Here is a 23454-nt window from a genome sequence, read left to right on the forward strand (position 1 = left end):
TCATGCCCTCACAGCAAAAAGGCCTCGCTTGGCCAGGTAGTCGGCGAACTGGGTTCGACTCGGTCGATCCGGTGCTGCCGGCAGAAGTCGGCCGCTGCTGTTGCTGATCGGGGCATACTCGACATCGACGGCACCCTCTACTCGCTCCCGAATGACAGCCCCCTGACGCTGATCCACCGGGTCGATATCGTCTTGATGAATCTCAGCGGCCAGGGCCATCTGGCCGTACTGAATACGCGCCGGCAGGTAGTTATTGGGCTTGATCTCCTGATCCAGCAGAACTTCCCGGCGCGGCCAAGCCAGAGCCTGTTCGCTGTTGGTCTTGCGCCCTTTCCAGGTCATGCCATCCATTGCCAGGGCCGCTCGGCGAAGCAACGCTTCCTGCGCGGGCACCTCCGCTGGGATGGCTACGCCGAACTTCACGGCGTACATGGCCAGATCCTCGGCGGATGCGTAGCTTTCGGCGTCAGGCTTCCCGGTGCCGTCCTCGATGATGAGTGTCATGCGTTAACTCGCTGGAATTGGTGAAGATTGGCTGCCAGGTCACAGGCAGCCAGCAGTATCAGGCCTTGGGCAGCTCAGCGATGAGCTTTTCAAGCGATTCCTTCGAGGCGTTGGCCCGGTACTGCACGTTCGCTGCGTCAAGCTTGGCCTTGAGCGCCGCGATTTCGTCAGCCTCATCAGCCGGCGCCGCAGGGGCCGCTTTCTTCAAAGTCTCGAGTTCACCGCGCAGCGCATCGACAGTCAGGAGCAGGCCGTCACGCTCAGTTGTCAGTTCGCCGACTGAGGTATGGATGATGCCCAGCGATTCAAACAGACGGTTCGCCAGCTCGCCAGACTCGGGTAGCTGGATTTCGCCAGCATCCAGACCATCAAGCAGGAGAATGACTGCGCTATTTTCAGCTCGCAGCTTTGCAACTTCGCCTGCAAGATCAACAGTTGCAGGCGCCTTGGCACTCGGGAGAGGTGCGGCTGGGGCCTCTACGACCGAAACATCAACACCTTCTGCCTCATAGGCAGCGACAATGTCCGGATAGTCGCCAACGACCACCACCGCCGTCGCATCGCGCTCGATGCCGCGAAACAGGCTTGCAGTGCGGTACCGCTTGTCCGGATCGAAGCCTTCAAGCTGGTTCGTGTAAATCAGTTCCATGGAAATCTCCGTAGCGGCCATTGCTGACCGCTTCCAGGGGCAGGTATCAACCACCAGCTGGTGGCGTAGGGGTCAGCGTGATCATCACGCCGGCGGTGACCTTGTTGCTGTCTGCGTGCTTGGCCCAGTTGGCGGCCGAACCTACGGCGGCCAGAGTTGGGTTGGAACCACCAGCAGACTCCTTCCAGCTGTAGCCCAGAACATCGATGTTCACGGTGCCCTCAGCGCGGTAGCCGATGCCCAGGTTCTCTTCATCGTTCACAGGGTACGAGCGGAAGCCCGGGGCCTGAGACTCGGTGATAACCACAGCATTCGGCAGCAGGCCGAAGATCACGTCCGCAGGCGCGGTGTCGGTTACCAGTACCGGCTTGCCAAGGGTGCCCGGCAGGCCGCCGTAGATCACAACGCCGGCTTCTTCGTAGATCTTGTTGGTGATGGCCTCGTCGACGATGTCGAAGTAGGCGCTGGAGTGCATGACCCACAAGGCAATGCGGCCGAACTTGTCGCCGAACTTGCGCATGCCGCGGGTTAGGGTCTTTTTGCCGTCGGTTTCGATGTTGGCGGTGACCACCATGCCTGCGTTGGAGCCAATCGAGGCCCGCAGCGCAGCGGTGGCGTACTGGATGAAGCCTTCCAAGGTCGCATCCGCCACGTCGGCGCCGATGATCTGGGAGAACTCGTCCACCGGACGGCCGCGACGCTTGAACGCCTCTTCGGTGGTCTGGTACGGGCCGTACTTCCACGGAGCCTTGACGCCAACAGCCTCGCCGGCACCGATCTTCTTGGCGGTTACCTTGCCGGTGGAGTTGACGTCGCGGTGTTCCAGCGAGCCGCCGATCTTGTAGAAAGCACGCTTGCGGAAGTCGCCTTCGATCAGCTCGTTGTCGAGGACGATCGCACCATTGGAGGATGCGTTGAACACGTCCAGGTTGTCCTGGACACGCTCCAGGTATGCGGTCTGCGCCTCATCGTTGTAGATGATCAGGTCGCTGTTAACAGTGGTTGGCATGAATGAATCCCCTTACTTGGGCAGTTGCAAATATGCGGTTTGGCCGTGCTTGCGCTGGTAGTCGCGCTTCTGCTCGGCGGTCATTTCGGAGCGCTTGAATGCAGCCTGGCCGCTACCCCCGCCCGGGGCTTGTGTGCCTGAGGCCCTTGGCCACAGGTGAGGTGCGCTTTCGCGCAGAGACTCCGCCCATTCGAGCGGTGTCAGAGGGGTCTTGCCGTCCTTGCCGAGGATGACTTCGCCGGACTCATCAACGGCAACGGCTTCGCCCTCTTCGTTCAGGGTGAACACGCCTTTGGCGCGCAGGATGATGTCGTCGGTTGCTTCAGGGAGTGCACCAGCCTTCAGCGCTGCGCCGCGTACAGAATCGCCCAGGACCTTGCCCTGGAACTTGGCAGCGAAGGCCTCGGCCTTCTCGGCGCGCGCGGTGACAGTCTTCAGTTGCTTGTCGTAGTCACCACGCAGGCGCTCGGTGCGGCGTTTGAAGACTTCGTCCACCTTGCCCTCAGTGAGCAGCTTGGTCTCCTCATCCTGGCCGGCCCGACTCAGCAGTCCTTTGACGGCGTCGATGTCGATGCCTTCGAATTGGGTTTCGAACTGGGTCAGCTTGCCGGTGGTTTCCTTCAGCTTGCCCAGCAGCTCGGAGTTCTTGGTTTTCAACCCGGAAACGGATGCCTCAACGGCAGTCGCGATAGCGGCCTTGACTGCCGGGTTTTCCAGGTCGATTTCGTTTTCGTCTGCCACGTTGATGCACCCCTTGGGTATGTGTTGCCCGCTTTGCAGGCAAAAAAAACCCCGCATATGCGGGGTTTGTCATGAGTATTCGAGTCAGATGCTTTTCAAGTGCAACAAGTTTGCAAACCGGCTTAGCGCGGTATCCAAAGCAATAGCGTTACGCTCCACAAAATAAAGCTGCACCCCAGCCATATCTTCACTATGGAAAATCAAAACATAGCCGTACTTTTCGGACAGAATTCTTGAAGCTTCAGGAAACTTCGACAAGGATTGACTAAACGGCAGAGCAAGCACCGAAAGTAGGGGGCCATATTTTGCCATTCGCCTCCTAACACCCAGCACACTCAATATGGACTCGTAATAAGTACCACTCCAAGCCTCGCCCACTGCATCACGAAATGTTGAGCTTTCTTGGTCTGTCAGCCATCGATTATCTATCAAGCAATAGGCTCTAACCGTGCGCGCTAGCTGATCACCAGTAACCGTTGTTTTCCCTGCTTCCATTTGACAACTCCTTTGGGGGTGGGCTTGAGCCCTATTGATACCCCGCAAGGCATGGCGTATGCAACTAAGCCTACTTCAGCCCAGCTCTCTCAAACGCCAACGGCTCCAGCCCCTTCATCTGTGCCAAGGTCAACGGTGCGAAGTTGCGATCCAGCTGCAGTGCCGCGAACCGCTCCACGGTCAATCCGCCCTCCCGGAACAACTTGCCCCGGACAGGCCCGATTGCCACGTCCTGAAACGCCGCTGGCTGCTGCTGAAGCCACTGGTAGTAGTCCAGGCTTGCACTGACCTGCCTTGGCCCGTCATCACCGACAGAGGCCCGGGTAGCGCCCTTGGCGAAAACCGCACTCAGCTTGGTGATGAGAACGAAGGTTGTCCGGCAGTTCGGGTGAAACGGCGGCCGGGGCCCGGAGTCGACCGGAAACCGCCTCTTGTCTATTGACCGGCAGGTCTGGCTGGTCTTGCTATCCAGCGTGGCGACCATCTCGACCTCGGACACAATGTCCGTATTGGCCTTGGCCACCTCCATGCGTGCCTGGGACGACACATGCTGAATCGCGGTGTGCACGACAGTGCTGGCATTGCGGCTAGTCGTGGCCAGGATGCCGTCCTTGTAGCCGGCCGCCTTGGTGCCGCGAATGTTGCGGATGATCTGGAAGTTCGTCTGCCCTTCGAAGTAGCCCTGCCGGATTGTGCCTATGACGCGCTCGCGCTCGGCAGTGGTCCAGCCCTTGATGAAGGCCTTCAGCAGCTTCCCGCCACCGGTGCCGCGCACGCTGAGCGGGTTTGTCAGGACCGCGGTGCGGACTGCCGCGACAGTAGGCGCTGCTACATCCAACGACACGCCAACCGGCGCCGACCGGGCAAGGCTGGAGGCTTCGAACTCAGCCTCATAGTTGGCGATGTCCACCAGATCGAGGTTCAGTTGCGCGCTGTAGCGGTCGAAGATACCCAGCAGCAGGCTATCGACCTCCTTCAGCAGCGCTTCCAGGCGCTTGACGTTGTACTCGGTCAGGTCCGACCTGGTGAGCCGGTCCCGGATCGAACGATCAATTTCCTTGAGGAAGGGAGCAAACTTGCCCACCTCTCCTGCCTTCAACTTCTCGAGAAAGACCGCGTGCCGGATCGTGGCGTCAAGGATTGCTTGGTTTGCCGCCATTTGGTTCGTCCTCGTCGTCCAGGCCTAGGCCGTCGCCCTGCTCCTGCAGCTCGCCATCGATCTGCTGGTCCGTGCGTTCAGGAGCGATCAGCCCCAGCTTGCGCAAATAGGCCCGCAGGTCAGCCTTCGCGAAGCCGCCGTTCTGCCAGAGCCCGACGAGCGCGGTGATCATCTGCGGATCCGCTGTCAGCTCCACGAACTCTTGGTTGACCTGGTAGGAGATCTTCTTGTCAGTGATGCCCATGTACGCGCAGCACCACATGAGCGCCCTGGTGTAGGCCTCGCTGACGTTGGCCACACACCCGGCAAGGACCGAGGTCGATGCAGACTGATCGCCGCGGGCCTCGGTTGCGGTCTTTGACGACAGAGACGCTACGACCATGCGAGCGCCCAGCTCGATCATCATCTGGTTCTTGTCGGCCATGGCCTCCTTGACCAGCGTGTTCGGTTCCGGCTGCGCATAACCAAACTGACCACCAACCGGCAGCAGCATCGGCGCACGAGAACCGACGTAAACGCCCTTCTCTTCCAGCAGTTTCACCCACTGCTCATCCAAGCCGGAGATCCACGGCTGAGCCTGGCCGCACCAGAAGACGCTGTCTTCATAGTCGGCGCTGTTCCGGTAGTGGCCCAGGTTGATCATGGCGATGTCGTAGAGCGGTGACTCATCGATGGTCGGGTCGTTGTTCTGGGCGCCGACGAAAGTGAACGGGATTTCTTTCAGCCGCCCAGTGATACCTTCCGGCCTGAATTCCTCAACGATCGCCAGCGGGCCACCGCCTTTCGGGCCTGATCGACGCCAGACTCGGCAGACGAAGCCATCGGGCTCCAATGCCAGCTCTCGATACTGCTCAATCACCTTGAAGCCGAAGCCGTCTTCCTCCTCCGGCGCCTCTCGCAGCACCACCAGGGTCAACACACTATGGCCATTCACCATCCCGGTGCGCCAGTTGATGATGTCTTCAGCACAGTAGGACAGGATCACTGAGTGGCCACCGATGCCGTCGTCCTGGTGATAGTCAACATAGAGGCCATGCCGACCAGCCTCCAGCACCTTCTCGAGCGCGCCCTGGGAGTGCTGGTAGATGCTTACCCCGGAGCCGTTGGCGTTGTCCTGCAGGTACTCCAGCTTCTTCGATACCGACAGTGTTGGGTCTTTGTGGAACGCCAGGCCCAGCAACCCGTTTCGAGTGTGCCCGGTGGCGTTCTTGAACACTGCGCGCTCGCGGTACGCTCGGTTCCGGTCTTGGTTCTCCGGCGACTTGTCGTGTGCGTTGATGTACGGCAGCCGGTCGACAACCCTGTGCTGGCCGGCACACACATCGCGTACTGTTGCCCATCGGCCCAGGGCCTCGATGTAGTCCGCCCGCTTGAAGGAGACATCGTTGCTCATCGGGCGTATCCCATTTTGATGGAGGTGACGATCGCTTTGATCGGGTAGCGTTTGGCGATGAAGTAGCCAGCAGCGTCGTTCATGTGGTCGTGCCCCTTCTTCGGATCTTTGTCAGGCTCGCCCTTGTCTGTGTAGGTCTGGCGCTCCAGGCATAAGGTGAGCTGGGGGCACTGATCGATGTTGACCTTCAGGCGGCGCTCGCCATAGGTGTTAAGGAGCATCGCATTCAGAGCATTAACCCGGTCTTTCACGCCTGGGTTTGTCGAGTCGACGACAACAGTGAAACCTGCCTTCTTGAGCAGCGAAAGGTCCGACTCGCTAGCGTTCTTGCTGCTGGTGTTCTGGCCGCTGGCGTCCGGATAAACCGCAACGGTATGGCCCGGGAACCGCGCCTGGATCTTCTCGATCATCTCCGGCGTATCACGCACAGCGTGGAGCTCATCCAGAGCCAACGGTAGGTCGTCCCGCACCACGTAGACCACGGCGCTCATCTTCATGACGTTGAAGTCCATGCCGATGTGTAGGGCTTCGCCTGGCTTGATCCTCTCCGAAGTCCGACACTCATCACGATTGAACGTGTAGTACACGACGCCGGCATAGTTCTCGAAGCTGGCCTCGTACTCCTGCCGGAATGTCCGAGGGTCCATCTTGCGGCGCGCCGCTTCCAGCTCTTCGGCCGGGACGTTTCCGCCATCGAGCGAGGTGTAGAGCCAGCTCTTGTGGTCAGGCTCGTGGCCTGGCCGGCCATCCTGGAACGTGTCATAGCAGTGGTTGAAGCCCTTTGGCGTACCAATTCGCAGCGCATGGCCGCCCTTCCGCGCGCCTATGCCAGGAATCGTGTACTGACAGGTCGAAAGCATTGGCCGCAGGACTTCTTCCCAGGCCTCCCACGGGCAGTCCGCCCATTCATCCACCAGGACAAAGAACAGACCGGAGCCACGCAGGTTGTCGTAGTTGTCGAGCCCCACCACGCGCATGACGTGCCCAGACTTCAGTGTGATCGAGCATTCTGTCTCGTTTGGACGGGTAGCACGCCACGCCTCGGGGATGGCCTGCTTCAGGCGCCGCCAAAACACACGTTTGGCCTGCTTGAAGGTCGGCGCGCCGTACCAGATCTCATCCTCGACGCTCACACCCCACTCGGCAGCCAGTCGGGCGGCGCGGCGCATCTCAGCCTTGCCCAGAAATGTCTTGCCAAACCGGCGACCACACACCGCGTCGCGGAAGCGCGCCTCAGGCTGGAATCCCCATACATAAATGTTCGCCTGCTTCGGCGTCAGCTTTACCGGCGGGTCATAGGTGCGGGGTAGTCGGGACACGTTCGTCTGGCTCCAGGGTGTACTCAGCAACTGCGTGCTGCTGGTCCGCCTGGGAGCCCAGGGGCTTATCGGGTTCGATCTTGCGATTGACGTACATATCCCCGCACTCCTTGGCGGCCTGCTCGTAAAGCTGGGCAGTCAGGGCAAGGTTGCGCATGTTCTCGGCCTTCTCGGCCATCCTTGCCAGGCCGCGGAGACGAAACGCGCGGTTGGCGATCGGGATATCTGCCGTATCCTCTCGGAAGCGCTTGCGGGTGTCTTCAAACAGCTGCTTCCACTTAACCGCGAGCCCTTTCCCGGACACCTTCGTCGGGTCATGCGATTCAATTTGCTGGCGGGTGATAGACAGGCCGAATTCCTTTTGGACCGACTCGACTACCTGGGAAGGCGTATCGAAGCAGGCCAAGGCCTGAATTACGAAGACCTTCACCTCACTTGATAGGGCTGCCATAGGCGTTCATCCGTCCAAACCTGTCCAAAATCAGGCCGACTTGAGCAGACAGGTTCCGCAGGCCCTCGATATGTTCAATTTCCCCACCTCAGCAGGATTGTTTGCAGCGTCTACCAGGGCCTGAACATCAGGGCTCGCACCATAACGGCGGACCACACCGACGAACTCCTCGACGTCATGGCCGCGTAGCTTCAGTTTGGGCGCGCCTTCCTGGGTGAATGCTGGCTGACCGTACTTATCGGTCGCCTGGGCGATGTGGTAGAGCTCGTGTTCGATCAGGGCGCAGAAGTCAGCGTCGGAGCACTGAGCGCAGTAGTCAGCAGCCAGGGTGATGATGAAGGCCGGCATATCGCCAAACCAATCACGCATCTGCTGCTCCATCCTGGCCTTCTGCCAACCACCGGCGCGGAACGCTACTTGTTCAGCTTGACCAAGGACTAAGCGGCCCTGCTTCTCGAAGCTCGACGATGCCCACATGACCTGGATGTCTGCATCCAGTAGGTGGGCATGGTCTTCGTTGTGGATGCTGCCGGTGTCGGCCAGGATCTCGCTCTGTACCCATTGCCAAATTTCAGGAGCCGGTTGCAGCTCTAGGAACACTGCCTCGAGCAGACTTCCGGGCGGGATCGGTCGACTCACAGCTGTACGCTCACGGTTGAAAAATTAAGAATCAGCCCCATGTAGAAGCTCCCGTCTTCCAACAGGCACCGCTCTGATGACCGATGAAAATGCGAAGGATCTGATAGCTTTGTTCGTTGCAGCGAAAGTTGCAATCGCACAAGAGGGCTCGATACCGGAAACCAAGCTCGAAACTGCAAAAGAGAAGCATGCGATAGCCTGGGAGAAGCTGATGACAGCTGGATTCTCTGACAAAGTCATTGTGCGCGGTGCTGTCGCTGTTAGCCCCAGAGATTTCCTTGTAGTGCTGAGCAGCGGTCCGTTGGACACGCTGATAATGTTCAAAACCGCCAACAACGAATCAGTGGAAATTCCGTGCCAGAAGGCCCTCGACATTTACGACAAGGACTTCCTCTAGATACGCGTTACCCTCCAGCCTTGAGCGAACCGTATGGCTGATTTCATGCGAACGAGTCAGTCGGCTTAGCGATCGAACGCACGAACCACATGAAGCCCTGCTGCAGGTTGGTCTTGGCCAGGGCCAGCAGGCGCTGGTCAACACCCTCGATCTGGCCAATCTGTTTGAACGGCTCGCCGGCATCCGCCTCCAGGGCCTTGATAGAGTTCATCCCATCGATCTCGCTCTGGGTGAGATCGCGGTAGCCGGTGATCTTTTTGTGCTGGTTGTCCATGGGTGATTCCTCATGATTGCGCGCCACGATTTGGCGCATTCGAAAACGTGGCGCGAGCTACAGCTCGTCCGCCTTGCGCTCTGCCCAGCGCTTGCCCAGCTGGCGGGCCTGCTCAACACCGAGCACACCGACAAAGCCGGCGGTGGCGAATGACCAGGCAATGCTGAACCCGAACTCCTTAACGGTCAGGCCCACCACCATCACGATCAACGCGCCAAGGGTTGCCTCGATGAACTGGCGCCAGGGCCTGGTCTCCTTTGCGTCGTACTGGATACGAAGCCAGGTCAAAGCAAAGGTCAGCACCATGGCCAGACCGTTCTCTCGGAGCGCGGTCAGGACCAGAGCCCAGAAGGAAGGGTCTTTATCAGGCATCGGTTTCATCTCGATATCCTCCCGGTTAGGGAGTGAAGGAATGGGTTAGCGGAGGCAATGCATGGTGATCGAGGCGTCTTTGATCGCGGCCTCGCTGATGTAGGTGACGCCATCGACAACAACGAAGGGCTGCCCAGGCTCTGGAGTCTTCTCCAGGATGATCGGGGCCAGTCCGCCATGCAGCTCAATGCGGCCATCGGCGATACGCCAGCCTGATACCCCCTCAACGAAGTTCGAACTCTGCATTGCTGTGCTCCAGAAATGAAAAAGCCCCGGCAGTTGCCGAGGCCTGAATAGGTGTGCGCGTCTTTCCGCGCTGTCTGCCAAAGACCATCACAGCGTCAACGCCCCTTTGCATCGATCTCGCTGATCCAGTCTCGCGCCACCCTGCAGCAGATGGTGAGGTCAGGGTGCGCGGGCTGCCGGTGTTGATTCCGTACGTCGCACTATCCGGCTATCGACGTCCAGGCGTACCCGAGGGTTGTCCTGGCTACAGGTGAAACTGGCTGGCACGGGAGGGTTCGAACCTCCGACCGGGCGGTTAACAGCCGCCTGCTCTACCTACTGAGCTACATGCCAATGTGGTGCCGCCACGAGGATTTGAACCCCGGACCATTCGCTTACAAGGCGATTGCTCTACCGCTGGAGCTATGGCGGCGAATTTCGGGCAATAAAAAACCCGGCGCTTGGCCGGGCTCAGGGTTTCGTGTGCGTTTCGCGTTACTTGTGCACTATGGGAAAAGTACGCACAAAATCCCGTCATGTCAATATAATTATGCCGCCTCTTGATCTTTCTCCGCGTGAATCACCTGCCATACTGGTTGTTGAGCCTGGATATCCACTTCTCTGATCACCTCTTTCAGGGATTCCCACAACTCCAGCCAGTCACGCGTCCAGTTCTTGGGATCGATGGTGACGCCGAAGAACTCCTTCATCTCTGCAGCGACCCGGGCCGGCCCCCACTCTGCCGCGCCGTGAGCCTCACCCTTGTAGGACTGCAGGGCCAGGGTTACCAAGTATTGAGCCTTCACTCGCTTGGCCGATGTCAGATCGGGCAACGCCGCCTTGGCGGTGACCAGCAGCACTGCATTCAGCAGGTGCCGCATGTTCATTGCCGGGTGGTACAGGTAGTGCCCGAACTGCTGCACCTGGAACGGCAGCGTATCGATGGCGCGCAGTATCTTGCCGATCGTGGCCAGGTGCGCAGCGCGGCCTGTGGACCGACCAATCGGCGTGCGGCGTGTCTCACTGATGCTGATCCGCTGCCCCGGAACCGAGAAGCGCGCAGCCTCCTCCCCTTTCTCACTGCCCAGCGCCGGAAACTGCGCCTCGCGCTTGCCAATACGGCCGCCAGTCTTCACCGGTGCCGACTCGGCAAGCTCAATTGCCACAGCGCTGATCGACGCGTTCGATTCGTGCTGAGCCTCTGTCCATACCTGCCTTGCGTTGATCAGCTTCATGCTTCCGCCCTCGGGAATAAGTTCAAGCCTTCTCTTTCACCAGCGTCGTAGCAGCTGCGCGCATTGTTGTGTCAATCGTTCCAGCGCTCGGCCGCAATCCTCATCACGTCCATAAGTGATAGGTCGTAGCGATGCTCGAAAATACCGAGCGTGAGGGAGTCGATTCGCGGGCCTTGGGCGCCGCAATCGTGGCAATGGACATAGGCCTCGTAGCTCTGATCTGAATCCTCATCATGAGGATGGTCTTCACGAAGCATCTCCCCGGTCATCTGGTCGTAACCATCAATGCATGGCGGACCTTCGCAGAATGGGCACGGGTTCATTTTGATTGGCTCGATCATGCTGCAGCCCTCTTGAGTTCTTTGGTCTTTGCCCGGTATTCGGCGGTTATGGCCTTGAGTTGTTCTGTTTCGTGCTTGCGTGGCGTGTGGTCGGCTTCCAGGGTCTCGACCGCTTCAAGGCCAATGCGATCAATCAGCCCAGCGCGGAATCCTTGCGAAACCGTCAAGCCTTTGCGGGCGTACTTGGATGAGCCGGCATTACAGCTTTTGCACTGAAGCCAGATGTTGGTCGGCTCCAAACGCAACTCTGGACGAGCACCCTTGCCGAGGAAGTGGCCAGCATCGAACGCCCCGCCGGTCTTCCAGCCCTGGGCAGCGAGGATCGACTCTTGCGACTCGCCGCAGCTGATGCATCCGCTACCGATACTCAGTTCGTAGGTGCGCCGGTAATCGCGTACGGCCTTCTCGGCGTCCTTGAGGTGGTCCGCCCGGGTCTTCAGCGCCTCCTTGCGGAGCTTGATCTCGCGGCGCCCCACTTCGGCCAGAGCCTTGTGCGCCCGGCCTTGGTTCGCGTCCTTAATGGCCAGGCCACACCGTGGACTGCACACCGCCTGGCCCAGACGCTGCGGAGTGAAGCTGATGCCGCAGGATGGGTTCTTGCACTTCTTGGGCTTGGGCGCCTTTGCGGCCTTCAGGGCTACTCGCATCACGCAAAGCTCCCAATCTGATCAGCCGCTGCCAGGGCGGCCTCTTCGGTTTCAAAGTGTGCAGACAGCACCAGACGCCAACAAGCGTTGAAGACGTCGCGGTACAGGGGCTCGAACTGGGCGTCATCCATGTTGGCCCAACTGATGGACTTGGCCTCTTTGCGGACGCCGTCGGGGGTACGCACCAGGTGGAAGTGGCCGGCCTCGATGGTCACCCACTCACGGAAGGCTTCGCGGGACTTGTCGACAGAGGGGAAACGTTCGGCGCGAGCCTGTTCAAGCCCAGCGATGTAGGCATCAACCGCATTCGATAGCTGCCCCAGTCTGCCGTTCTGCGCCTCGAAGAACTTGGCCAGGCCGCGGATGCCACGCATCTCCTGGCGTGGGATCAGGCCACCGACCGGCTCCCAGTATTCCCACGCCAGATCCAGCATGGCGAAGAACTTGCCGTGGAACCGAGCATTCCTCATCTTGGTGAACTTGCCGTGGATGACTTGGCCAGCCTTCCAGCACTGGATGGTTTCACGGTCTGCCTCAGTGGCCGGCACCAGGCCCTGGGCGGTGCGAATAAGGGCGAGCTCAGCCATGGTTGGCCTCCTTGCGTTGAGCAGCAGCGATAGCCTTTCGAGCCTTGCGCTTGCGCAGATAAGTGTCGACTCGCTCCGCCTTGACCTTCTTGAGACGCAGGCGCTCATTTCGGGCCTTGGCCGCGTCAACAATTTCACGAACCTCGGCGAGCTTCTTACGCAGGCTGGGTGAAGCTTCAACTGGGGAGCCAGTAAGCAGACCGGCTATGGCTTGGCCGTCGGAGGTGATCGGCGCAATGCGCAGGTCGGCCAGGTACTGAGTGCCGGCCTGCTGAGTGATCAGCTGCATCCGGACTGCAGACTCGATAGCGAGAACTCGGCGACCTGGATCGAAGCCCAGGGACACAGACCAAGACGCAGGGGCCGCTTCAGCTCGGGCGGTCTTCACCAGACGCGCGTATGCGTCCATGAAGGCCATACGAGCCCCCACCTTGTCGCCCAATCTGAGGATTGGCGCTGCAGCGGTCATGGCCTGCTGTATCTCCGAAGTGATCACCACAGTCTCGATCTCATCGGCGGCGGTAAGGGCGATTGACCAGGCCTCATCCTTTCCCGGGCGCCCATCAGCTGCTTGGACGCGCTGCATGATTTCACCCATGACCAGCTTGCCCTTCACCTCAAACCTGCAGGCCTTCAGTGCTGCACGTACAACGGATACGGGATAGGCGCACAGATCCTCGGCCATGATCGCCGCTGTCCCAGGGTTCATTTCCTGGCCCATGGCCTCAGCAGTGGCAACGATTGCAGCCGACAGCCCGGCGACCTGGGCATCGTTCATTTCAAAGGTACTCATTGCGTTCTCCCGACTGACGTCTGGCCAGGACCAACTGAGCTGCCTGCTCAGCAGCGGAAAGGTTTGCCTCGGTGCGCTCCTGCTGGCGGGCCGTAGCTCCATTGACGCGCTGACCGGTCACCCACTGGGTGTGGTAGCTCTCAGCGTTGGCCAGCAGCTCGTTGAGGCTGTGGCACTTGCGCAGAACGGCGGCATCACTGGTTTTCAAGTAGTGCGCTGCGACGTGATGGGCGACATCGGCACCGAGGCGGTCGACCAGTTGGCCGATCTGGCCACCGACCTTGGCATTCCACACCGGCCAAGTGCTGTAGCGCTTGCGGTAGGCCATGGCGTAGTTCGCCCAGGTCTTGAAGGTTTTGCAGGCCTGGTCTTTCGGGCCCGGCATGTCGGCGGGAATTTCGACTCGGGGTACTTCGATGCGGTCAAGTACCACCAACCCACCGGATGCGGCCGGCTCTTCGGAGCCGCCGTTCAAGTCCTGATTGGTATCCTGATTAGTACCCTGATGATTGGTATCCTGATTTGTCGGATTTTTTTCCGACCCTTGCTCGGATTTTTTTCCGACCTTGCTCGGAGATTTTTCCGAGGTAGATCGGATTTTTTTCCGACCTTTGTTTTCTGCTGGGGTCGGATATTTTTCCGACCCATCAAGCTTCTGATTCCACTCGACGGCCTTTTCGGTCAGCCGGAAAAGCGTGATGTTGGAAGTGCTGGAAAGCTCGATTAAGTCAGCCTCTTCCAGGGCCTTCAGCATGCGATAGGCGGTATCTGGCTTGTCGGTGAGAAGCGGCAGCTCCTCGATGATCTTGGCCTTGCTCAGCGCGAAGAAGATCCCATCGTCAGTCTTGACCGGCTTGGTCCAGCTCGGGCAGCCGTAGATAAAGGCGAACAGCAGAGCCTGCTGAGAGTTCAGCCCCCACTCAAGCGCCTTCACCTGGTTGATCGTGATGGTGAATTGCATGTCAGGCCTCGGCCAGCTTGTACTGCGCCCACAGTCCGGCGACCCAGTTGACACCCTTAGGAGTGAATTTGGTCTGGTTGAAGGCGTGACCGTTTTCCGCGGTATCGGTCTTTACTTCGAAGCGGCCGGCGTTGATGTGCTGGGCGTGCGCCTGCCATTCGCCGCCCATGCGGTACATGATTTTTTTGTCGAGCAAGAACTCGCGGAAGCGGGCCTCATTGGCCCCAAGCAGCTTGGCTGTTTGGCGGAAGCCCTTGAGCCCAGTAGCTTCGACATAGCGATCCACAAACTCGACTTTTGGCGCCGCACTGGCCAGGGCCTGGCTGGCAGCATGGTGGAGCTCGAACTGCTCGGCCCAAGCGCGGGCTGCAGCGGCTGGATTGGAAAAGTCAGGGAGAGTTGCGATTACGCGCCCATTCCCCTTTTCCTCCAGGTCGGTCATGTGGTCGTAGACAGCAGCCTGCAGCTCGTAGCTGTAGGACATTGCCATCAAGCACGCCTCGCGCTTCGGGAAGCGATAGCAATCTTGGGTGCGGTTTTGAGCATCCTTGTAAACATCCCGAAAGTTCGGGGCATCTTTCAAAACCTTGGGGACTTTCACCATCAGATGGTCATGGCGCAACACTGACCCACCCCCGGCTTCTTGGCGCTTGACGTTGATGAAGTCGACCAGCTCAAGACTGGTCATCGAAATGCGCGCCACGTTTTCGGATTGCGAAAAACGTGGCGCGAAATTGGCGGGGGTATTGCTGGAATTGGGTTGGCTCTGCATAATCGGCCCCATCAAGTGTTAATGAATCAGCCGGGGCGCAATCCCGGCTTTTTTGTGCCCGGGATTCAGGCAAGTTTCAGATTCGGTCGGTGTTTTGCGATCAGCGCTTCAGCCTTTCGGCCCAACTCCCCTGCCCGCGCTTCAACCTGACGGCATTGCTCGGCGAACGCCGGCAGGTGCGGCAAGTCCTCTTCGCACATCACCTGGTCATCAAAGACTTCGCTGCCGGTATCGATCACATCGCCCAGCGCACGGATCAACGCACCGAAGCTTTTGTTGGCGCATTGGTCGCTCTGCATCTGGCGCGCGCCGATCAGCCCATGGCGGCCGGCAAGCTCATTGATGCAGTTGTCGCGAAACTCAGGCTCCAGAGCGTTAACCCAAGACTCCTCCAGCCAAGACGGCATTTCCTGATCCCCGGAGAGCCAGCGCTGTACACGCTTCAGCCAGCGACCGGTCGCCTTTACAAACTCGCTCACGTCACCGGTCAGTTCTGGCGAATTGAAGTCTGGAACTTCCTTCTTCTTGGCGCGCTCAGGAATCGACAGGTGCAGCTCACGGCTCAACGATTGCGCGAAATCGTCCTGGCTCAAGCTGGTTCGGGCGATCTGGTTTGCCGCATGCGCCACCAGCACTTGGTCACGGGTTTGGGCGCTATGTCTTGGACTGGACGTTTCCATGGGGACTGCTCTCTTCTAATCTGGCTTCAACGGATTGGCGTGACGGGTCGAACTTACGAAGCGTTCTTCCACTGGATATCCGGAAGGCACTCTTGCCGAGTCACCTTTCCGCCTGTTGCGTGTTCAATTTCAATGGCTCGCTCGGCAGTGATGGAGCGGTCACCAGAGATCAAACGAGAGAGGTAGCTCGCCGGAATGCCGAGGCTGATGGCGAGACGTTTTCTTCCGCCGCGCGGAAGCTGCTTTGCGTACGTGGGGAAGTCCATGAGGATTTACCTTCTGGTTCATTTATGCGTGAATTTACCATAAATGTTTACCAAGTAAAGGTAATTTCCCCAAAGGGAAATAAAGGTTCTAATGGGGAAATGGAAATCAAAGACATACGCAGAGCCAGAGTTCGCCAGGTCATTGACCGCGACTTTGGTGGGAAGGACGCAGATTTCGCCGCCAAGGTGGACAAGCAACCTTCATACATCTCCCGGCTTTTCACCGAGAAAGCTGAGCATCTCCGAAACATCGGGGAGAAGATGGCGCGCGACTTCGAGTTGAAATGCGGGCTTACGCCAGGATCGCTTGACCTCCCATTGAGCGAAGGCGAGCTATCAGCGGCATCAGTGTCTGGTGCCGCAAAACCCAGGCTTCAAGTCGAAATCCCACTGCCACCCATCGAGACTTGGGACGACACAACCCCACTCCCAGACGACGAGGTCTACGTCCCATTCCTGCGCGAAGTGGAGTTGGCAGCCGGCTCTGGCCGGTTTGTGATCGAAGAAAGCGATACCGCCAAGCTGCGCTTCTTCAAGAGCGATCTGCGCCGCAACAATGTGCAGTTCAGCAATGCGAAGTGCGTGATTGCCCGCGGCAACAGTATGTTCCCAGTGCTGCGCGATGGCGCCACGGTCGGCGTGAACACAGGAAAGAACTCGCTTGGCGATATCGTTGATGGGGACCTCTACGCGATCAACCACAACGGCCAGCTACGGGTGAAGCAGGTTTACCGCCTGCCCACCGGCCTGCGCCTGCGAAGCTTCAACCGCGACGAACACCCAGATGAGGACTACACGTTCCAGGAGATCCAAGAGCAGCAGATCTCGATCCTGGGCCATGTGTTCTGGTGGGGGATGTTTGCCCGATAATGTCGTGATGCTCCAAGGAAGGAAGCAATGGAAGTTAACGAACGGAAATGTCCAGATTGCACAAAACAAGCGCAGATCTCCATGGTCAAGCGCAATACTCGTGGATCTCCCGCCACAGATCCGATTAAATCAAAAACCGTAAAGATCAGCTCACCGCAGAAAGCTGATCTGTGCCGGCTTGCAACAAAAATCAAAACGCCCTCGAATACCTCAAAGACCACGGGTTTGAACGCGGCCAAGCCTAGCGACGACGGACATTTCCACCAAGCGATTGGCTCGTTCTGGAAGAACATCGATAGCAAGACCGAATTCATTACGCAAGTTGCTTGCAGTAGACCCATTCACTTGCATCACCGCAATCAATGTCGGACAACGAATATACGCACAAAACAACATATTCCGACGAATAATATTGCACACGCCTCATACTGAACCAAGTATGCAAATCAATCTAGTTCAGGGCAAAAAACCAGAAACACGTCCGCCACTATAGGAATAATTCATGGCCTTTAAGCTCATACATGCCGTTATTCATTCTTTCGAAAAAGAAAAAGGCACACTCGCCGTTGACAATAGCAAAGTCATAAGAAAGGGACTTTTTGAACCAAGTAAACCGACCGTTATCTCACTTGCCGAAGGAATTAACAGCCTCCTCGGAAAAAAAGGGAACAACGTAGTATGGGGACAATTTGAAAATAACAATCGGCAAGGTCGTTTTCCGAGTGCTGCAGAGCACTTTCTTGGAAGTTTAGATGCCGATGAATTTGAGACTCTTACTCACATTGCACTAGACGAACTAATCGAGCAGGCGAAAACGGAAACCTTCGCGACCGGGGGGCATACGCTTTTTGCACATTACACCAGCGAAGCGATCCCATTTGTTCTCATTGCCAATATTAAGCAACGCAATGGCCTACGCCTCGGACCCGATTATATACCAGAAGAGAGTGTGGATATCGATATGTCTGCAGTCCATCAGGCATGCCGAATTAATCTTGCCAGATTTTCAGAGATGATTGCATCGCCCTCTGATGACGAGACATCAGAAGACGAATATGATGAGACGGCAACAGATAAAACATACCTTTGCTTCATAAGCAAAGGGCGAGACAGCGAAGCATCTGCATATTTTATCAAGGGACTTGGCTGCACCCCAGGAATTGCATCAACACGAGCCACTTCAAACTCAATTGATGTCATTGAAGACTTTTTTCGAGGCAAGACTGAGCTAGCTCCATATAGTTCTCAAGCCAAAGAGAATGTCATTGCATATCTCTCCCAAAAACAGAAAGACCAACAAAAGGCAACTCTGCAAGGGCTGCACGCTGCAGCTTCCTCATCAATCCCTCCAGAACAAGCAGACCTCGTTTCAATCCTTGAAGATCTTTCGGAAACGCTAAACTCCGAAGAAAGTAAAATTCCAGCGGAGTTCACTGTAAGCAAATCGGTGCTTGATCGAAAAACAAAGATAAAAGGGAAGTCCAATAGATGGTCAGCGCAGTTTGATAGAAGCGCGCTGAGCACCAGCCCCGACAGCATAGTATGCTATAATTCATCAGAAGGAACTTTGACCTTCTCAGACATCCCAGCCCCAATGAAAAGGATGATTGAGAACGAAATAAATAGCCGCATTGGAAGCGATTGATAAATGTTCGAAGCCGTCGTTGAACTGTATAGAAAAATCGGAAGACCCCCCATTAATACGGATGGGTCGTTCAGCTTTTCGGGGCCAGCAACAAGCGAACTACTAGAGCTACACAACAGAGTCCGTGAATTACCAAGTAGCTTTGGCGAGATGTCTTACTCTCGAATAAATAATTCCGAGATAACATTCGAATACACTGTAGTTTCTGCTGGCGAAAACAGCTTCTTTGAAAACTTTGAATTACTAGTTCAAAAAACCCCCTCACTGGGAACCGGGAGCCATTTAAAAAGTTTTTATGTAATTAGTGATGACTGGGCTTCCTTTGATGCATTACCGAACGACTCTAATAGTAAAATCATAAAGGTCTGCGAGCTAATCAAAGACCTATCAAAAGTTGCTGCGTCCGAACACCCACAAAGCAGCTTCTATAATCTAGTTTTTTCCACTCCAGCCGCACCTAACAAACCTCCAAAAACGATTGTAATTCAAACAAAAATCACAAAAGAGATCTTATTCATCCCCCTGGACAAAACCTCATTGATCCATAGCCTTGCCAATGAAGAGCACAAAGGCCGGATTCATCTAGAAGAAAGGCGAGCGATACTGAACGGCGCTATCTGTGAGTGTTTGGAGTCACTGACTGAAGAGCAGAGCAATAAATTCATGCACATTCTTCACTCATGGAACTCAATCATTGATAATTACTGGCGTAACTTTCAGATTTATATCCATTCATTTTCATTCGAAAAGACGAGAAAAGAATTTGCACAGGCCGAACTGGATTACGGCACAAAGCTAAGCTCTGCTTTTAGCGATCTTGCAGGAAAGCTTCTTGCTCTGCCAGTTTCACTTGTAGCACTTCTCGCTTTAAACAAGGCAACAGGAAAACTAGAAATAGCAGTGGCAGCCACTGGGCTATTTATAACCTCTCTAATAATCTTCGGCATCCTGATAAATCAAGCCTTAAACGTTCAAAGGCTCAACAACAGCCTTGAGGCCTCATTTGACAATCTCTCAAAAAAACTTACAACATATCCAAAAAACCTACAAAGGCTCATAGAAAGTTCAATAAAAAATATCAGAACACAGAAAAAGGTAGTTTCGACAACCTTAATCGCGTTCTCAGCCTTATCTTTTGCGCCTTCCATTGGCGCCATAATAGTCCTGTATTTCAAGTACCAAGAGCCTATTAATTCCTGGGTAAAGAAACTGATTCAACAGTGCTAATCAGACCATTCAGTCCCCTGCACTGAGCGCACCCACTATTAGATGCTCTTGAGCCTTCATAGGGGGCAGCAATGCGCCCCTGATGTGCCCAGTCCCACACTAAAGACAAATGGTAAAATTCCAGATCTATTTGAGGAGTAGTCCAATGAAGGGAATTGGGGCGCTCGCCCTGGTGGTGGGCATTTGCTGGGCTGTGTTCGCACTGAGCATGGACGTGTCTGTCGCTACTGGGTCTGGCGGCAGAGTTAACAATCTGGGCCTTATGGCAGACCGCCAGTTACACACCATCGTTGGCGGGATGATCGCCCTCGCAGGCCTGCTTATGGTGCTGCTCGGCGGTAAAAGCTCTGCCCCGTCGGCAGCCACAGCAACTGATACCCGCCCCTGCCCCGCCAGCGCAGAAACCATCAAGAATGCCGCCATCAAGTGCAGGCACTGCGGGGTTGACGTTGCTGCAGATGCAGGCAGGCCCGACCATCCATTACTGGAAGCCCCGACCATCCCAGCAGCCGTAGCGGCGGGCCCCAACGATCCGAGCTCCCTTAAGAAGTCCAGCATCGAATTCAAATACCTGTGCTTCGCCCTTATCTGCGTAATCATCAGCGCGGCTGTTTACCACCTAACCAAAGCTGCCCCGGTCGCCATCAACCAGCCTCAGAAAAAAGCCTACGAACCAAAGGCTGATGAACAGGTGATTCTTGGCTCTGGCGCATTCGGCTGCATGTCTTTGTCTGATTTTGAGCGCGCGCAGGATCATTACAATCGGGCTGAGTACTCGGCTTGGGCAGAAATCACTGCTGACAAATACTGTTTTTTCCGGAGGGATGGAGAAGCAGATATTGCATGGACGGTACTGCAGGTGCGCGACGATCTCATGCAGATCGGTATAAAGCGGGCGTCCGAGTACTCGAAGAATCCTGATCTAGGAAAATTCAACTATTGGACCCTCAAGCGATGGGCCTCCCCATCCCCATCGAGATAACACTAGCCAAACTTAATTCAAGCCCGCTTAGCGCGGGCTTTTTTGTGCTCAGAGAAAAGCAAGCGGCATCAGGCATTTACCATCAACACCAAAATGTTTACCAATTTATTTACCAATATTCATTGACAGGTAATTTCCAAATGGTAAATTTACCTCAAGCCAACGCACGACCGGCCCAGCAGCGAAAGCCGCGCCGCTCTTTAACAACCTGCGCCATTAACGATTACCCGGCGTTTCGCTGGGAGGTCAGCCCCGGCCACACCTGTGGGGCGAGAGAAAGTCAGGTGAACAAAATCGCGCTGCCACTACTGGCGACCGGCGATCCGATAGCCCCGAAAGGCTACCAACGCGCAGAACTGCGACGGCGGACGAGGTGTTGACCGAACTGGCGAATGACCCGGTAGAAGGCGCGAGCAATATGGAAAGCATCACTGAGCAGCCTTCTTGCGAGGGCTGCTTGGGATGACAACCACTTGGAAATAAATTGCATGGCCAAATCTTTCAATCAAATGATCAAAGACGGGGATCTTAAGCGCGCTGATGCGATGAAGGCCCGCCTGGAAGATCTCCACGAGGAGCCTGGCTTCAACCTTCGTGCTGAAGGTGAAGAGCTGGAAGAGAGTATCAACGCACTGGCGGAGTTCATCTTCGCAGGCGGCCAGATTCCGGCACTGGAGGTCAGGCCCCGCGCAGAAGGTGGCATATGGGTTGTCGATGGCCACCGGCGTCGCCGCGCCTACTTGAAGCTGGATCAGGCAGGTCGCCTTCCAAGAGTACCGAGCAAGGAAGACCCAGAGCGTCTGGAGGCGTGGATCTCGATTGTTCCCTTCGAGGGCAACGACGCCGAACGGGTAGCAAGGGTCATCACCAGCCAGGAAGGAAAGAAGCTCTCTCCTCTTGAGCTGGCCGACGGCTACAAGCGGCTCACAGCATTCGGCTGGTCACCTGATCAGATCGCAAAGAAGGTTGGCAAGACCCGCCAGCACGTTGAACAAGTGATGACGCTCGGCAACGCCAACACCGATGTCCAGCAACTGGTCGCTTCCGGCCAGGTGTCCGCTACAACGGCAGTACAGGTCGTCCGCCAACATGGCGAAGCGGCAGGCAAGGTGCTCGGCGGCGAGCTGCAAAAGGCCAAGGCCACCGGCAAGTCCAAGGTGACCGCGGGATCGATGCGCGGCCCCACAACCTCCCGTCAACGGCTCGAAGCGATACGTGCAGCAGCACAGGACTTCATCAAAGCAATACCACCGGACTGCCTGGAACACTCAGGGCCAACACTGAACCTGCCTACAGATCTATTCGTAAAACTACAGCAAGCCATCTCAGACGCTGAGTAATACGCGCCGCAATTCAATTGCACTTGCACAATCAACCGAATAGAAAAATTGAATTCCCCAAGCATGGGGTCAGTCCACAACTATGAACACAGGAAATCTGACGAGGTAACAGCAATGACTATCGAAGCAGAGACACTTGTTGAATTGACCGAAGCCCTGCAGAACAAAGGTATGGTTTTGCTGACGGATGTAACCTTCATCCGCGCTCCTTACCGGCATAACCATCGGTGGGTGTGCAGCGTAGAGTAACCATCACTGCAGTTGCCATAACCGTTCTATCTGCCGGCACCGGGCACTGACCCGACGCCGGCGCCACTCCCCTACTCCTCCACCCCGACACTTTTGTACTCCGCGCCTTAGGGCATCCAGCGGAGCGCATGACTGTGTCTATCTCATCGTCATCTCCGCCCTGGAGGCAATCATGTCAGCACTACGCAAGGCACAGCTCGAATACGACAACCGCATGCCGCCACCGGTAAGCGATGACGATCTGGCCGAATCGGAATGGCTTGAGGCAAACGCAGAGCGCCTGCTGATGGGTTACCGGATCTCCTGGGGCTACCAACCTTCAGAGCGCGGCGAGGTCACCCAGGCCGACTTTGCAAGGGCGGTGCAGGACCACCTGAACCAACGCCAGATCGACGGTGAGGACCAGCAAGACGCCTTCGGCCAGCTGGTGATCGGCGCCATGGGCTTTCGCAGCTCGGGGCTCCTGATGGATCTGGCGGTGTACCTGCTGGGCAAGAAGTCAGCCTTGAAGGACATTGCGCTTGAGCTTTTGAAGCCTCATGTAGAGGCCGCCGTGGCCTTTGAACAGGAGCAGGCGCGCTTAGAGCAGGAGTGCGGGTTTTGAGCCCTCACATCCTCATCGATCAAGCCCTCGAAGGCGTTGCCGATCCCAACAGCCAGCCCGACATCGACGTCCTGGTACAAGGCCTGATCACCCGCCTCTTCACTGACGGAGCGATCTCCACCGACGAATTCACCCACTACTGCAAGCGCCTGATGGAAGCCTGTCACCGGCGCAAGGAGGCAGAATGACCACTTCCCCAGTCAAGTCGCTCATCGAGGAGCAGCTGGAAGACATCACCGCTCACAACCTGCGTGATGCGTACAGCCTGGCTGAGCGCCGGGGCTTCTACGGGCCGCCAGTTGAACAGTATGCGGAGCCAGGTTACCGCGGCCGGGTGCTGCAGGTTCTGCGCTATCGCGTGGCTCAGTTGGAGCAGCGACAATGAGCGGCGCCGGCGCTCACAAGCGCGGCCAGCAGCTGGCGATCCGCTGCGCAAAACTCCGGCGCGATGGCCTGTCCCTTTCCGAGGTGGCACAGGCCACCGGCATCAAGAAGGAACAGGCCAACGCCAAGATCACCTTGGGCGAGCGCCTGTTATCCCTGGAGGAATCGCCATGATCCCCGTTATCGCAATCGCCTGGTTCGCACACGTCTATCTGAGATAGATCCTCGCAGCATCCCCTCACCG

The 23454-nt window shown here is 56.9% G+C and carries 33 protein-coding genes and 2 tRNA genes; 11 read left to right on the forward strand and 24 right to left on the reverse strand.

The features are described from left to right. The 10 genes from ACZ5BO_RS23585 to ACZ5BO_RS23630 all read right to left on the reverse strand — a co-directional run bounded on the left by ACZ5BO_RS23585 (nt 1) and on the right by ACZ5BO_RS23630 (nt 8359). Complete coding sequence (locus ACZ5BO_RS23585; RefSeq protein WP_464696656.1) at nt 1-504, reverse strand: DnaT-like ssDNA-binding protein; 504 nt, start codon at nt 502-504, stop codon at nt 1-3. A gap of 58 nt (nt 505-562) precedes the next feature. Continuing rightward, nucleotides 563-1153 carry a hypothetical protein gene (locus ACZ5BO_RS23590; protein ID WP_464696657.1) on the reverse strand — a complete coding sequence of 197 codons (591 nt, stop codon included), beginning with the start codon at nt 1151-1153 and terminating at the stop codon, nt 563-565. A 46-nt stretch (nt 1154-1199) separates the two neighbouring features. After that, complete coding sequence (locus tag ACZ5BO_RS23595) at nt 1200-2162, reverse strand: major capsid protein (protein ID WP_464696658.1); 963 nt, start codon at nt 2160-2162, stop codon at nt 1200-1202. Nucleotides 2163-2174: 12 nt separating this feature from the next. Continuing rightward, nucleotides 2175-2903, reverse strand: coding sequence for a hypothetical protein (locus tag ACZ5BO_RS23600; protein ID WP_464696659.1), 729 nt, complete (start codon nt 2901-2903; stop codon nt 2175-2177). 84 nt (nt 2904-2987) lie between these two features. Further along, nucleotides 2988-3398, reverse strand: coding sequence for a hypothetical protein (locus ACZ5BO_RS23605; protein WP_464696660.1), 411 nt, complete (start codon nt 3396-3398; stop codon nt 2988-2990). A gap of 70 nt (nt 3399-3468) precedes the next feature. Next, the gene (locus tag ACZ5BO_RS23610; RefSeq protein WP_464696662.1) at nt 3469-4557 is read right to left on the reverse strand and encodes a minor capsid protein; all 1089 of its coding nucleotides are present in this window, start codon (nt 4555-4557) and stop codon (nt 3469-3471) included. Beyond that, nucleotides 4532-5950, reverse strand: a complete 1419-nt coding sequence (locus ACZ5BO_RS23615) for a DUF4055 domain-containing protein (protein ID WP_464696663.1) — start codon at nt 5948-5950, stop codon at nt 4532-4534. The genes ACZ5BO_RS23610 and ACZ5BO_RS23615 overlap by 26 nt, the downstream gene beginning before the upstream one ends. Further along, on the reverse strand, nt 5947-7269 hold the full coding sequence (locus tag ACZ5BO_RS23620; RefSeq protein ID WP_464696665.1) for a phage terminase large subunit family protein: 1323 nt from the start codon (nt 7267-7269) through the stop codon (nt 5947-5949). The genes ACZ5BO_RS23615 and ACZ5BO_RS23620 overlap by 4 nt, the downstream gene beginning before the upstream one ends. Then, nucleotides 7244-7720 carry a DUF2280 domain-containing protein gene (locus tag ACZ5BO_RS23625; protein WP_464696666.1) on the reverse strand — a complete coding sequence of 159 codons (477 nt, stop codon included), beginning with the start codon at nt 7718-7720 and terminating at the stop codon, nt 7244-7246. Before ACZ5BO_RS23625 ends, ACZ5BO_RS23620 begins: the two co-directional genes overlap by 26 nt. A gap of 30 nt (nt 7721-7750) precedes the next feature. Next, nucleotides 7751-8359: a putative metallopeptidase gene (locus ACZ5BO_RS23630; protein WP_464696668.1), complete on the reverse strand. Its 609-nt coding sequence runs from the start codon at nt 8357-8359 to the stop codon at nt 7751-7753. A 76-nt stretch (nt 8360-8435) separates the two neighbouring features. Here ACZ5BO_RS23630 and ACZ5BO_RS23635 point away from each other — a divergent pair, with 76 nt between their 5' ends. Beyond that, entirely contained in the window at nt 8436-8756 is a 321-nt protein-coding gene (locus ACZ5BO_RS23635; RefSeq protein ID WP_072444371.1) for a hypothetical protein, read from the forward strand. A 43-nt stretch (nt 8757-8799) separates the two neighbouring features. Here the strand turns inward: ACZ5BO_RS23635 and ACZ5BO_RS23640 are convergent, their stop codons facing one another. The 14 genes from ACZ5BO_RS23640 to ACZ5BO_RS23705 form a co-directional block, all read right to left on the reverse strand. After that, nucleotides 8800-9030 carry an Acb2/Tad1 domain-containing protein gene (locus tag ACZ5BO_RS23640; protein ID WP_464696671.1) on the reverse strand — a complete coding sequence of 77 codons (231 nt, stop codon included), beginning with the start codon at nt 9028-9030 and terminating at the stop codon, nt 8800-8802. Between the two features lie 57 nt (nt 9031-9087). After that, nucleotides 9088-9411 carry a phage holin, lambda family gene (locus ACZ5BO_RS23645; RefSeq protein ID WP_464696672.1) on the reverse strand — a complete coding sequence of 108 codons (324 nt, stop codon included), beginning with the start codon at nt 9409-9411 and terminating at the stop codon, nt 9088-9090. Nucleotides 9412-9447: 36 nt separating this feature from the next. Then, the gene (locus ACZ5BO_RS23650) at nt 9448-9648 is read right to left on the reverse strand and encodes a hypothetical protein (RefSeq protein WP_464696674.1); all 201 of its coding nucleotides are present in this window, start codon (nt 9646-9648) and stop codon (nt 9448-9450) included. 257 nt (nt 9649-9905) lie between these two features. After that, nucleotides 9906-9981: transfer RNA gene (locus ACZ5BO_RS23655), tRNA-Asn, on the reverse strand. A 3-nt stretch (nt 9982-9984) separates the two neighbouring features. Beyond that, nucleotides 9985-10060, reverse strand: a tRNA-Thr gene (locus ACZ5BO_RS23660). A gap of 115 nt (nt 10061-10175) precedes the next feature. Then, nucleotides 10176-10862: a hypothetical protein gene (locus ACZ5BO_RS23665; protein ID WP_464696675.1), complete on the reverse strand. Its 687-nt coding sequence runs from the start codon at nt 10860-10862 to the stop codon at nt 10176-10178. 71 nt (nt 10863-10933) lie between these two features. Next, complete coding sequence (locus tag ACZ5BO_RS23670; RefSeq protein WP_464696677.1) at nt 10934-11203, reverse strand: Lar family restriction alleviation protein; 270 nt, start codon at nt 11201-11203, stop codon at nt 10934-10936. Next, entirely contained in the window at nt 11200-11850 is a 651-nt protein-coding gene (locus ACZ5BO_RS23675; protein WP_464696678.1) for a recombination protein NinG, read from the reverse strand. Before ACZ5BO_RS23675 ends, ACZ5BO_RS23670 begins: the two co-directional genes overlap by 4 nt. Then, complete coding sequence (locus tag ACZ5BO_RS23680) at nt 11850-12437, reverse strand: DUF1367 family protein (protein ID WP_464696679.1); 588 nt, start codon at nt 12435-12437, stop codon at nt 11850-11852. Before ACZ5BO_RS23680 ends, ACZ5BO_RS23675 begins: the two co-directional genes overlap by 1 nt. Continuing rightward, a complete protein-coding gene (locus tag ACZ5BO_RS23685) occupies nt 12430-13230 on the reverse strand; it encodes a hypothetical protein (RefSeq protein ID WP_464696680.1) in 801 nt (266 codons plus the stop codon). The genes ACZ5BO_RS23680 and ACZ5BO_RS23685 overlap by 8 nt, the downstream gene beginning before the upstream one ends. Continuing rightward, nucleotides 13217-14191 (reverse strand): phage replication protein, encoded by a 975-nt coding sequence (locus tag ACZ5BO_RS23690; protein ID WP_464696681.1) that lies wholly within the window; start codon nt 14189-14191, stop codon nt 13217-13219. Before ACZ5BO_RS23690 ends, ACZ5BO_RS23685 begins: the two co-directional genes overlap by 14 nt. Nucleotide 14192: 1 nt before the next feature. Continuing rightward, complete coding sequence (locus ACZ5BO_RS23695; protein WP_464696682.1) at nt 14193-14963, reverse strand: phage antirepressor KilAC domain-containing protein; 771 nt, start codon at nt 14961-14963, stop codon at nt 14193-14195. Between the two features lie 65 nt (nt 14964-15028). After that, the gene (locus ACZ5BO_RS23700) at nt 15029-15643 is read right to left on the reverse strand and encodes a hypothetical protein (RefSeq protein ID WP_439821378.1); all 615 of its coding nucleotides are present in this window, start codon (nt 15641-15643) and stop codon (nt 15029-15031) included. Nucleotides 15644-15696: 53 nt separating this feature from the next. After that, nucleotides 15697-15909, reverse strand: coding sequence for a transcriptional regulator (locus ACZ5BO_RS23705; RefSeq protein WP_102863188.1), 213 nt, complete (start codon nt 15907-15909; stop codon nt 15697-15699). Nucleotides 15910-16008: 99 nt separating this feature from the next. On the opposite strand from ACZ5BO_RS23705, the gene ACZ5BO_RS23710 reads away from it, so the two are divergent. From ACZ5BO_RS23710 to ACZ5BO_RS23755, 10 genes are all read left to right on the forward strand, one after another. After that, a complete protein-coding gene (locus ACZ5BO_RS23710) occupies nt 16009-16779 on the forward strand; it encodes a S24 family peptidase (protein WP_464696683.1) in 771 nt (256 codons plus the stop codon). A gap of 27 nt (nt 16780-16806) precedes the next feature. Then, entirely contained in the window at nt 16807-17211 is a 405-nt protein-coding gene (locus tag ACZ5BO_RS23715) for a hypothetical protein (RefSeq protein ID WP_464696684.1), read from the forward strand. Nucleotides 17212-17281: 70 nt separating this feature from the next. Next, the gene (locus tag ACZ5BO_RS23720) at nt 17282-18424 is read left to right on the forward strand and encodes a nucleoid-associated protein (protein WP_464696685.1); all 1143 of its coding nucleotides are present in this window, start codon (nt 17282-17284) and stop codon (nt 18422-18424) included. A gap of 3 nt (nt 18425-18427) precedes the next feature. Beyond that, a complete protein-coding gene (locus ACZ5BO_RS23725; protein ID WP_464696686.1) occupies nt 18428-19651 on the forward strand; it encodes a hypothetical protein in 1224 nt (407 codons plus the stop codon). A 145-nt stretch (nt 19652-19796) separates the two neighbouring features. Further along, a complete protein-coding gene (locus ACZ5BO_RS23730) occupies nt 19797-20633 on the forward strand; it encodes a hypothetical protein (RefSeq protein ID WP_464696687.1) in 837 nt (278 codons plus the stop codon). 488 nt (nt 20634-21121) lie between these two features. Then, on the forward strand, nt 21122-21973 hold the full coding sequence (locus ACZ5BO_RS23735; RefSeq protein WP_464696688.1) for a ParB/RepB/Spo0J family partition protein: 852 nt from the start codon (nt 21122-21124) through the stop codon (nt 21971-21973). Nucleotides 21974-22394: 421 nt separating this feature from the next. Next, nucleotides 22395-22826: a hypothetical protein gene (locus tag ACZ5BO_RS23740; RefSeq protein ID WP_464696689.1), complete on the forward strand. Its 432-nt coding sequence runs from the start codon at nt 22395-22397 to the stop codon at nt 22824-22826. Further along, on the forward strand, nt 22823-23014 hold the full coding sequence (locus ACZ5BO_RS23745) for a hypothetical protein (RefSeq protein WP_464696690.1): 192 nt from the start codon (nt 22823-22825) through the stop codon (nt 23012-23014). Before ACZ5BO_RS23740 ends, ACZ5BO_RS23745 begins: the two co-directional genes overlap by 4 nt. After that, on the forward strand, nt 23011-23211 hold the full coding sequence (locus ACZ5BO_RS23750; RefSeq protein ID WP_268562954.1) for a hypothetical protein: 201 nt from the start codon (nt 23011-23013) through the stop codon (nt 23209-23211). Before ACZ5BO_RS23745 ends, ACZ5BO_RS23750 begins: the two co-directional genes overlap by 4 nt. Beyond that, the gene (locus ACZ5BO_RS23755; protein ID WP_464696691.1) at nt 23208-23384 is read left to right on the forward strand and encodes a hypothetical protein; all 177 of its coding nucleotides are present in this window, start codon (nt 23208-23210) and stop codon (nt 23382-23384) included. The genes ACZ5BO_RS23750 and ACZ5BO_RS23755 overlap by 4 nt, the downstream gene beginning before the upstream one ends. The last annotated feature ends 70 nt before the right edge of the window (nt 23385-23454 follow it).

It is taken from the genome of Pseudomonas sp. FFPRI_1 (assembly GCF_055384485.1).

What these genes read in the sequence shown, in the direction of transcription:
- ACZ5BO_RS23705 (WP_102863188.1), bottom strand. Translation starts at nt 15,909, where the DNA reads ATGGACTTCCCCACGTACGCAAAGCAGCTTCCGCGCGGCGGAAGAAAA.
- ACZ5BO_RS23710 (WP_464696683.1), top strand. Translation starts at nt 16,009, where the DNA reads ATGGAAATCAAAGACATACGCAGAGCCAGAGTTCGCCAGGTCATTGAC.
- ACZ5BO_RS23750 (WP_268562954.1), top strand. Translation starts at nt 23,011, where the DNA reads ATGACCACTTCCCCAGTCAAGTCGCTCATCGAGGAGCAGCTGGAAGAC.
- ACZ5BO_RS23585 (WP_464696656.1), bottom strand. Translation starts at nt 504, where the DNA reads ATGACACTCATCATCGAGGACGGCACCGGGAAGCCTGACGCCGAAAGC.
- ACZ5BO_RS23610 (WP_464696662.1), bottom strand. Translation starts at nt 4,557, where the DNA reads ATGGCGGCAAACCAAGCAATCCTTGACGCCACGATCCGGCACGCGGTC.
- ACZ5BO_RS23690 (WP_464696681.1), bottom strand. Translation starts at nt 14,191, where the DNA reads ATGCAATTCACCATCACGATCAACCAGGTGAAGGCGCTTGAGTGGGGG.
- ACZ5BO_RS23700 (WP_439821378.1), bottom strand. Translation starts at nt 15,643, where the DNA reads ATGGAAACGTCCAGTCCAAGACATAGCGCCCAAACCCGTGACCAAGTG.
- ACZ5BO_RS23715 (WP_464696684.1), top strand. Translation starts at nt 16,807, where the DNA reads ATGGAAGTTAACGAACGGAAATGTCCAGATTGCACAAAACAAGCGCAG.
- ACZ5BO_RS23685 (WP_464696680.1), bottom strand. Translation starts at nt 13,230, where the DNA reads ATGAGTACCTTTGAAATGAACGATGCCCAGGTCGCCGGGCTGTCGGCT.
- ACZ5BO_RS23720 (WP_464696685.1), top strand. Translation starts at nt 17,282, where the DNA reads ATGGCCTTTAAGCTCATACATGCCGTTATTCATTCTTTCGAAAAAGAA.
- ACZ5BO_RS23735 (WP_464696688.1), top strand. Translation starts at nt 21,122, where the DNA reads ATGGCCAAATCTTTCAATCAAATGATCAAAGACGGGGATCTTAAGCGC.
- ACZ5BO_RS23645 (WP_464696672.1), bottom strand. Translation starts at nt 9,411, where the DNA reads ATGAAACCGATGCCTGATAAAGACCCTTCCTTCTGGGCTCTGGTCCTG.
- ACZ5BO_RS23680 (WP_464696679.1), bottom strand. Translation starts at nt 12,437, where the DNA reads ATGGCTGAGCTCGCCCTTATTCGCACCGCCCAGGGCCTGGTGCCGGCC.
- ACZ5BO_RS23755 (WP_464696691.1), top strand. Translation starts at nt 23,208, where the DNA reads ATGAGCGGCGCCGGCGCTCACAAGCGCGGCCAGCAGCTGGCGATCCGC.
- ACZ5BO_RS23650 (WP_464696674.1), bottom strand. Translation starts at nt 9,648, where the DNA reads ATGCAGAGTTCGAACTTCGTTGAGGGGGTATCAGGCTGGCGTATCGCC.
- ACZ5BO_RS23615 (WP_464696663.1), bottom strand. Translation starts at nt 5,950, where the DNA reads ATGAGCAACGATGTCTCCTTCAAGCGGGCGGACTACATCGAGGCCCTG.
- ACZ5BO_RS23640 (WP_464696671.1), bottom strand. Translation starts at nt 9,030, where the DNA reads ATGGACAACCAGCACAAAAAGATCACCGGCTACCGCGATCTCACCCAG.
- ACZ5BO_RS23740 (WP_464696689.1), top strand. Translation starts at nt 22,395, where the DNA reads ATGTCAGCACTACGCAAGGCACAGCTCGAATACGACAACCGCATGCCG.
- ACZ5BO_RS23730 (WP_464696687.1), top strand. Translation starts at nt 19,797, where the DNA reads ATGAAGGGAATTGGGGCGCTCGCCCTGGTGGTGGGCATTTGCTGGGCT.
- ACZ5BO_RS23625 (WP_464696666.1), bottom strand. Translation starts at nt 7,720, where the DNA reads ATGGCAGCCCTATCAAGTGAGGTGAAGGTCTTCGTAATTCAGGCCTTG.
- ACZ5BO_RS23675 (WP_464696678.1), bottom strand. Translation starts at nt 11,850, where the DNA reads ATGCGAGTAGCCCTGAAGGCCGCAAAGGCGCCCAAGCCCAAGAAGTGC.
- ACZ5BO_RS23605 (WP_464696660.1), bottom strand. Translation starts at nt 3,398, where the DNA reads ATGGAAGCAGGGAAAACAACGGTTACTGGTGATCAGCTAGCGCGCACG.
- ACZ5BO_RS23725 (WP_464696686.1), top strand. Translation starts at nt 18,428, where the DNA reads ATGTTCGAAGCCGTCGTTGAACTGTATAGAAAAATCGGAAGACCCCCC.
- ACZ5BO_RS23695 (WP_464696682.1), bottom strand. Translation starts at nt 14,963, where the DNA reads ATGCAGAGCCAACCCAATTCCAGCAATACCCCCGCCAATTTCGCGCCA.
- ACZ5BO_RS23670 (WP_464696677.1), bottom strand. Translation starts at nt 11,203, where the DNA reads ATGATCGAGCCAATCAAAATGAACCCGTGCCCATTCTGCGAAGGTCCG.
- ACZ5BO_RS23635 (WP_072444371.1), top strand. Translation starts at nt 8,436, where the DNA reads ATGACCGATGAAAATGCGAAGGATCTGATAGCTTTGTTCGTTGCAGCG.
- ACZ5BO_RS23595 (WP_464696658.1), bottom strand. Translation starts at nt 2,162, where the DNA reads ATGCCAACCACTGTTAACAGCGACCTGATCATCTACAACGATGAGGCG.
- ACZ5BO_RS23665 (WP_464696675.1), bottom strand. Translation starts at nt 10,862, where the DNA reads ATGAAGCTGATCAACGCAAGGCAGGTATGGACAGAGGCTCAGCACGAA.
- ACZ5BO_RS23590 (WP_464696657.1), bottom strand. Translation starts at nt 1,153, where the DNA reads ATGGAACTGATTTACACGAACCAGCTTGAAGGCTTCGATCCGGACAAG.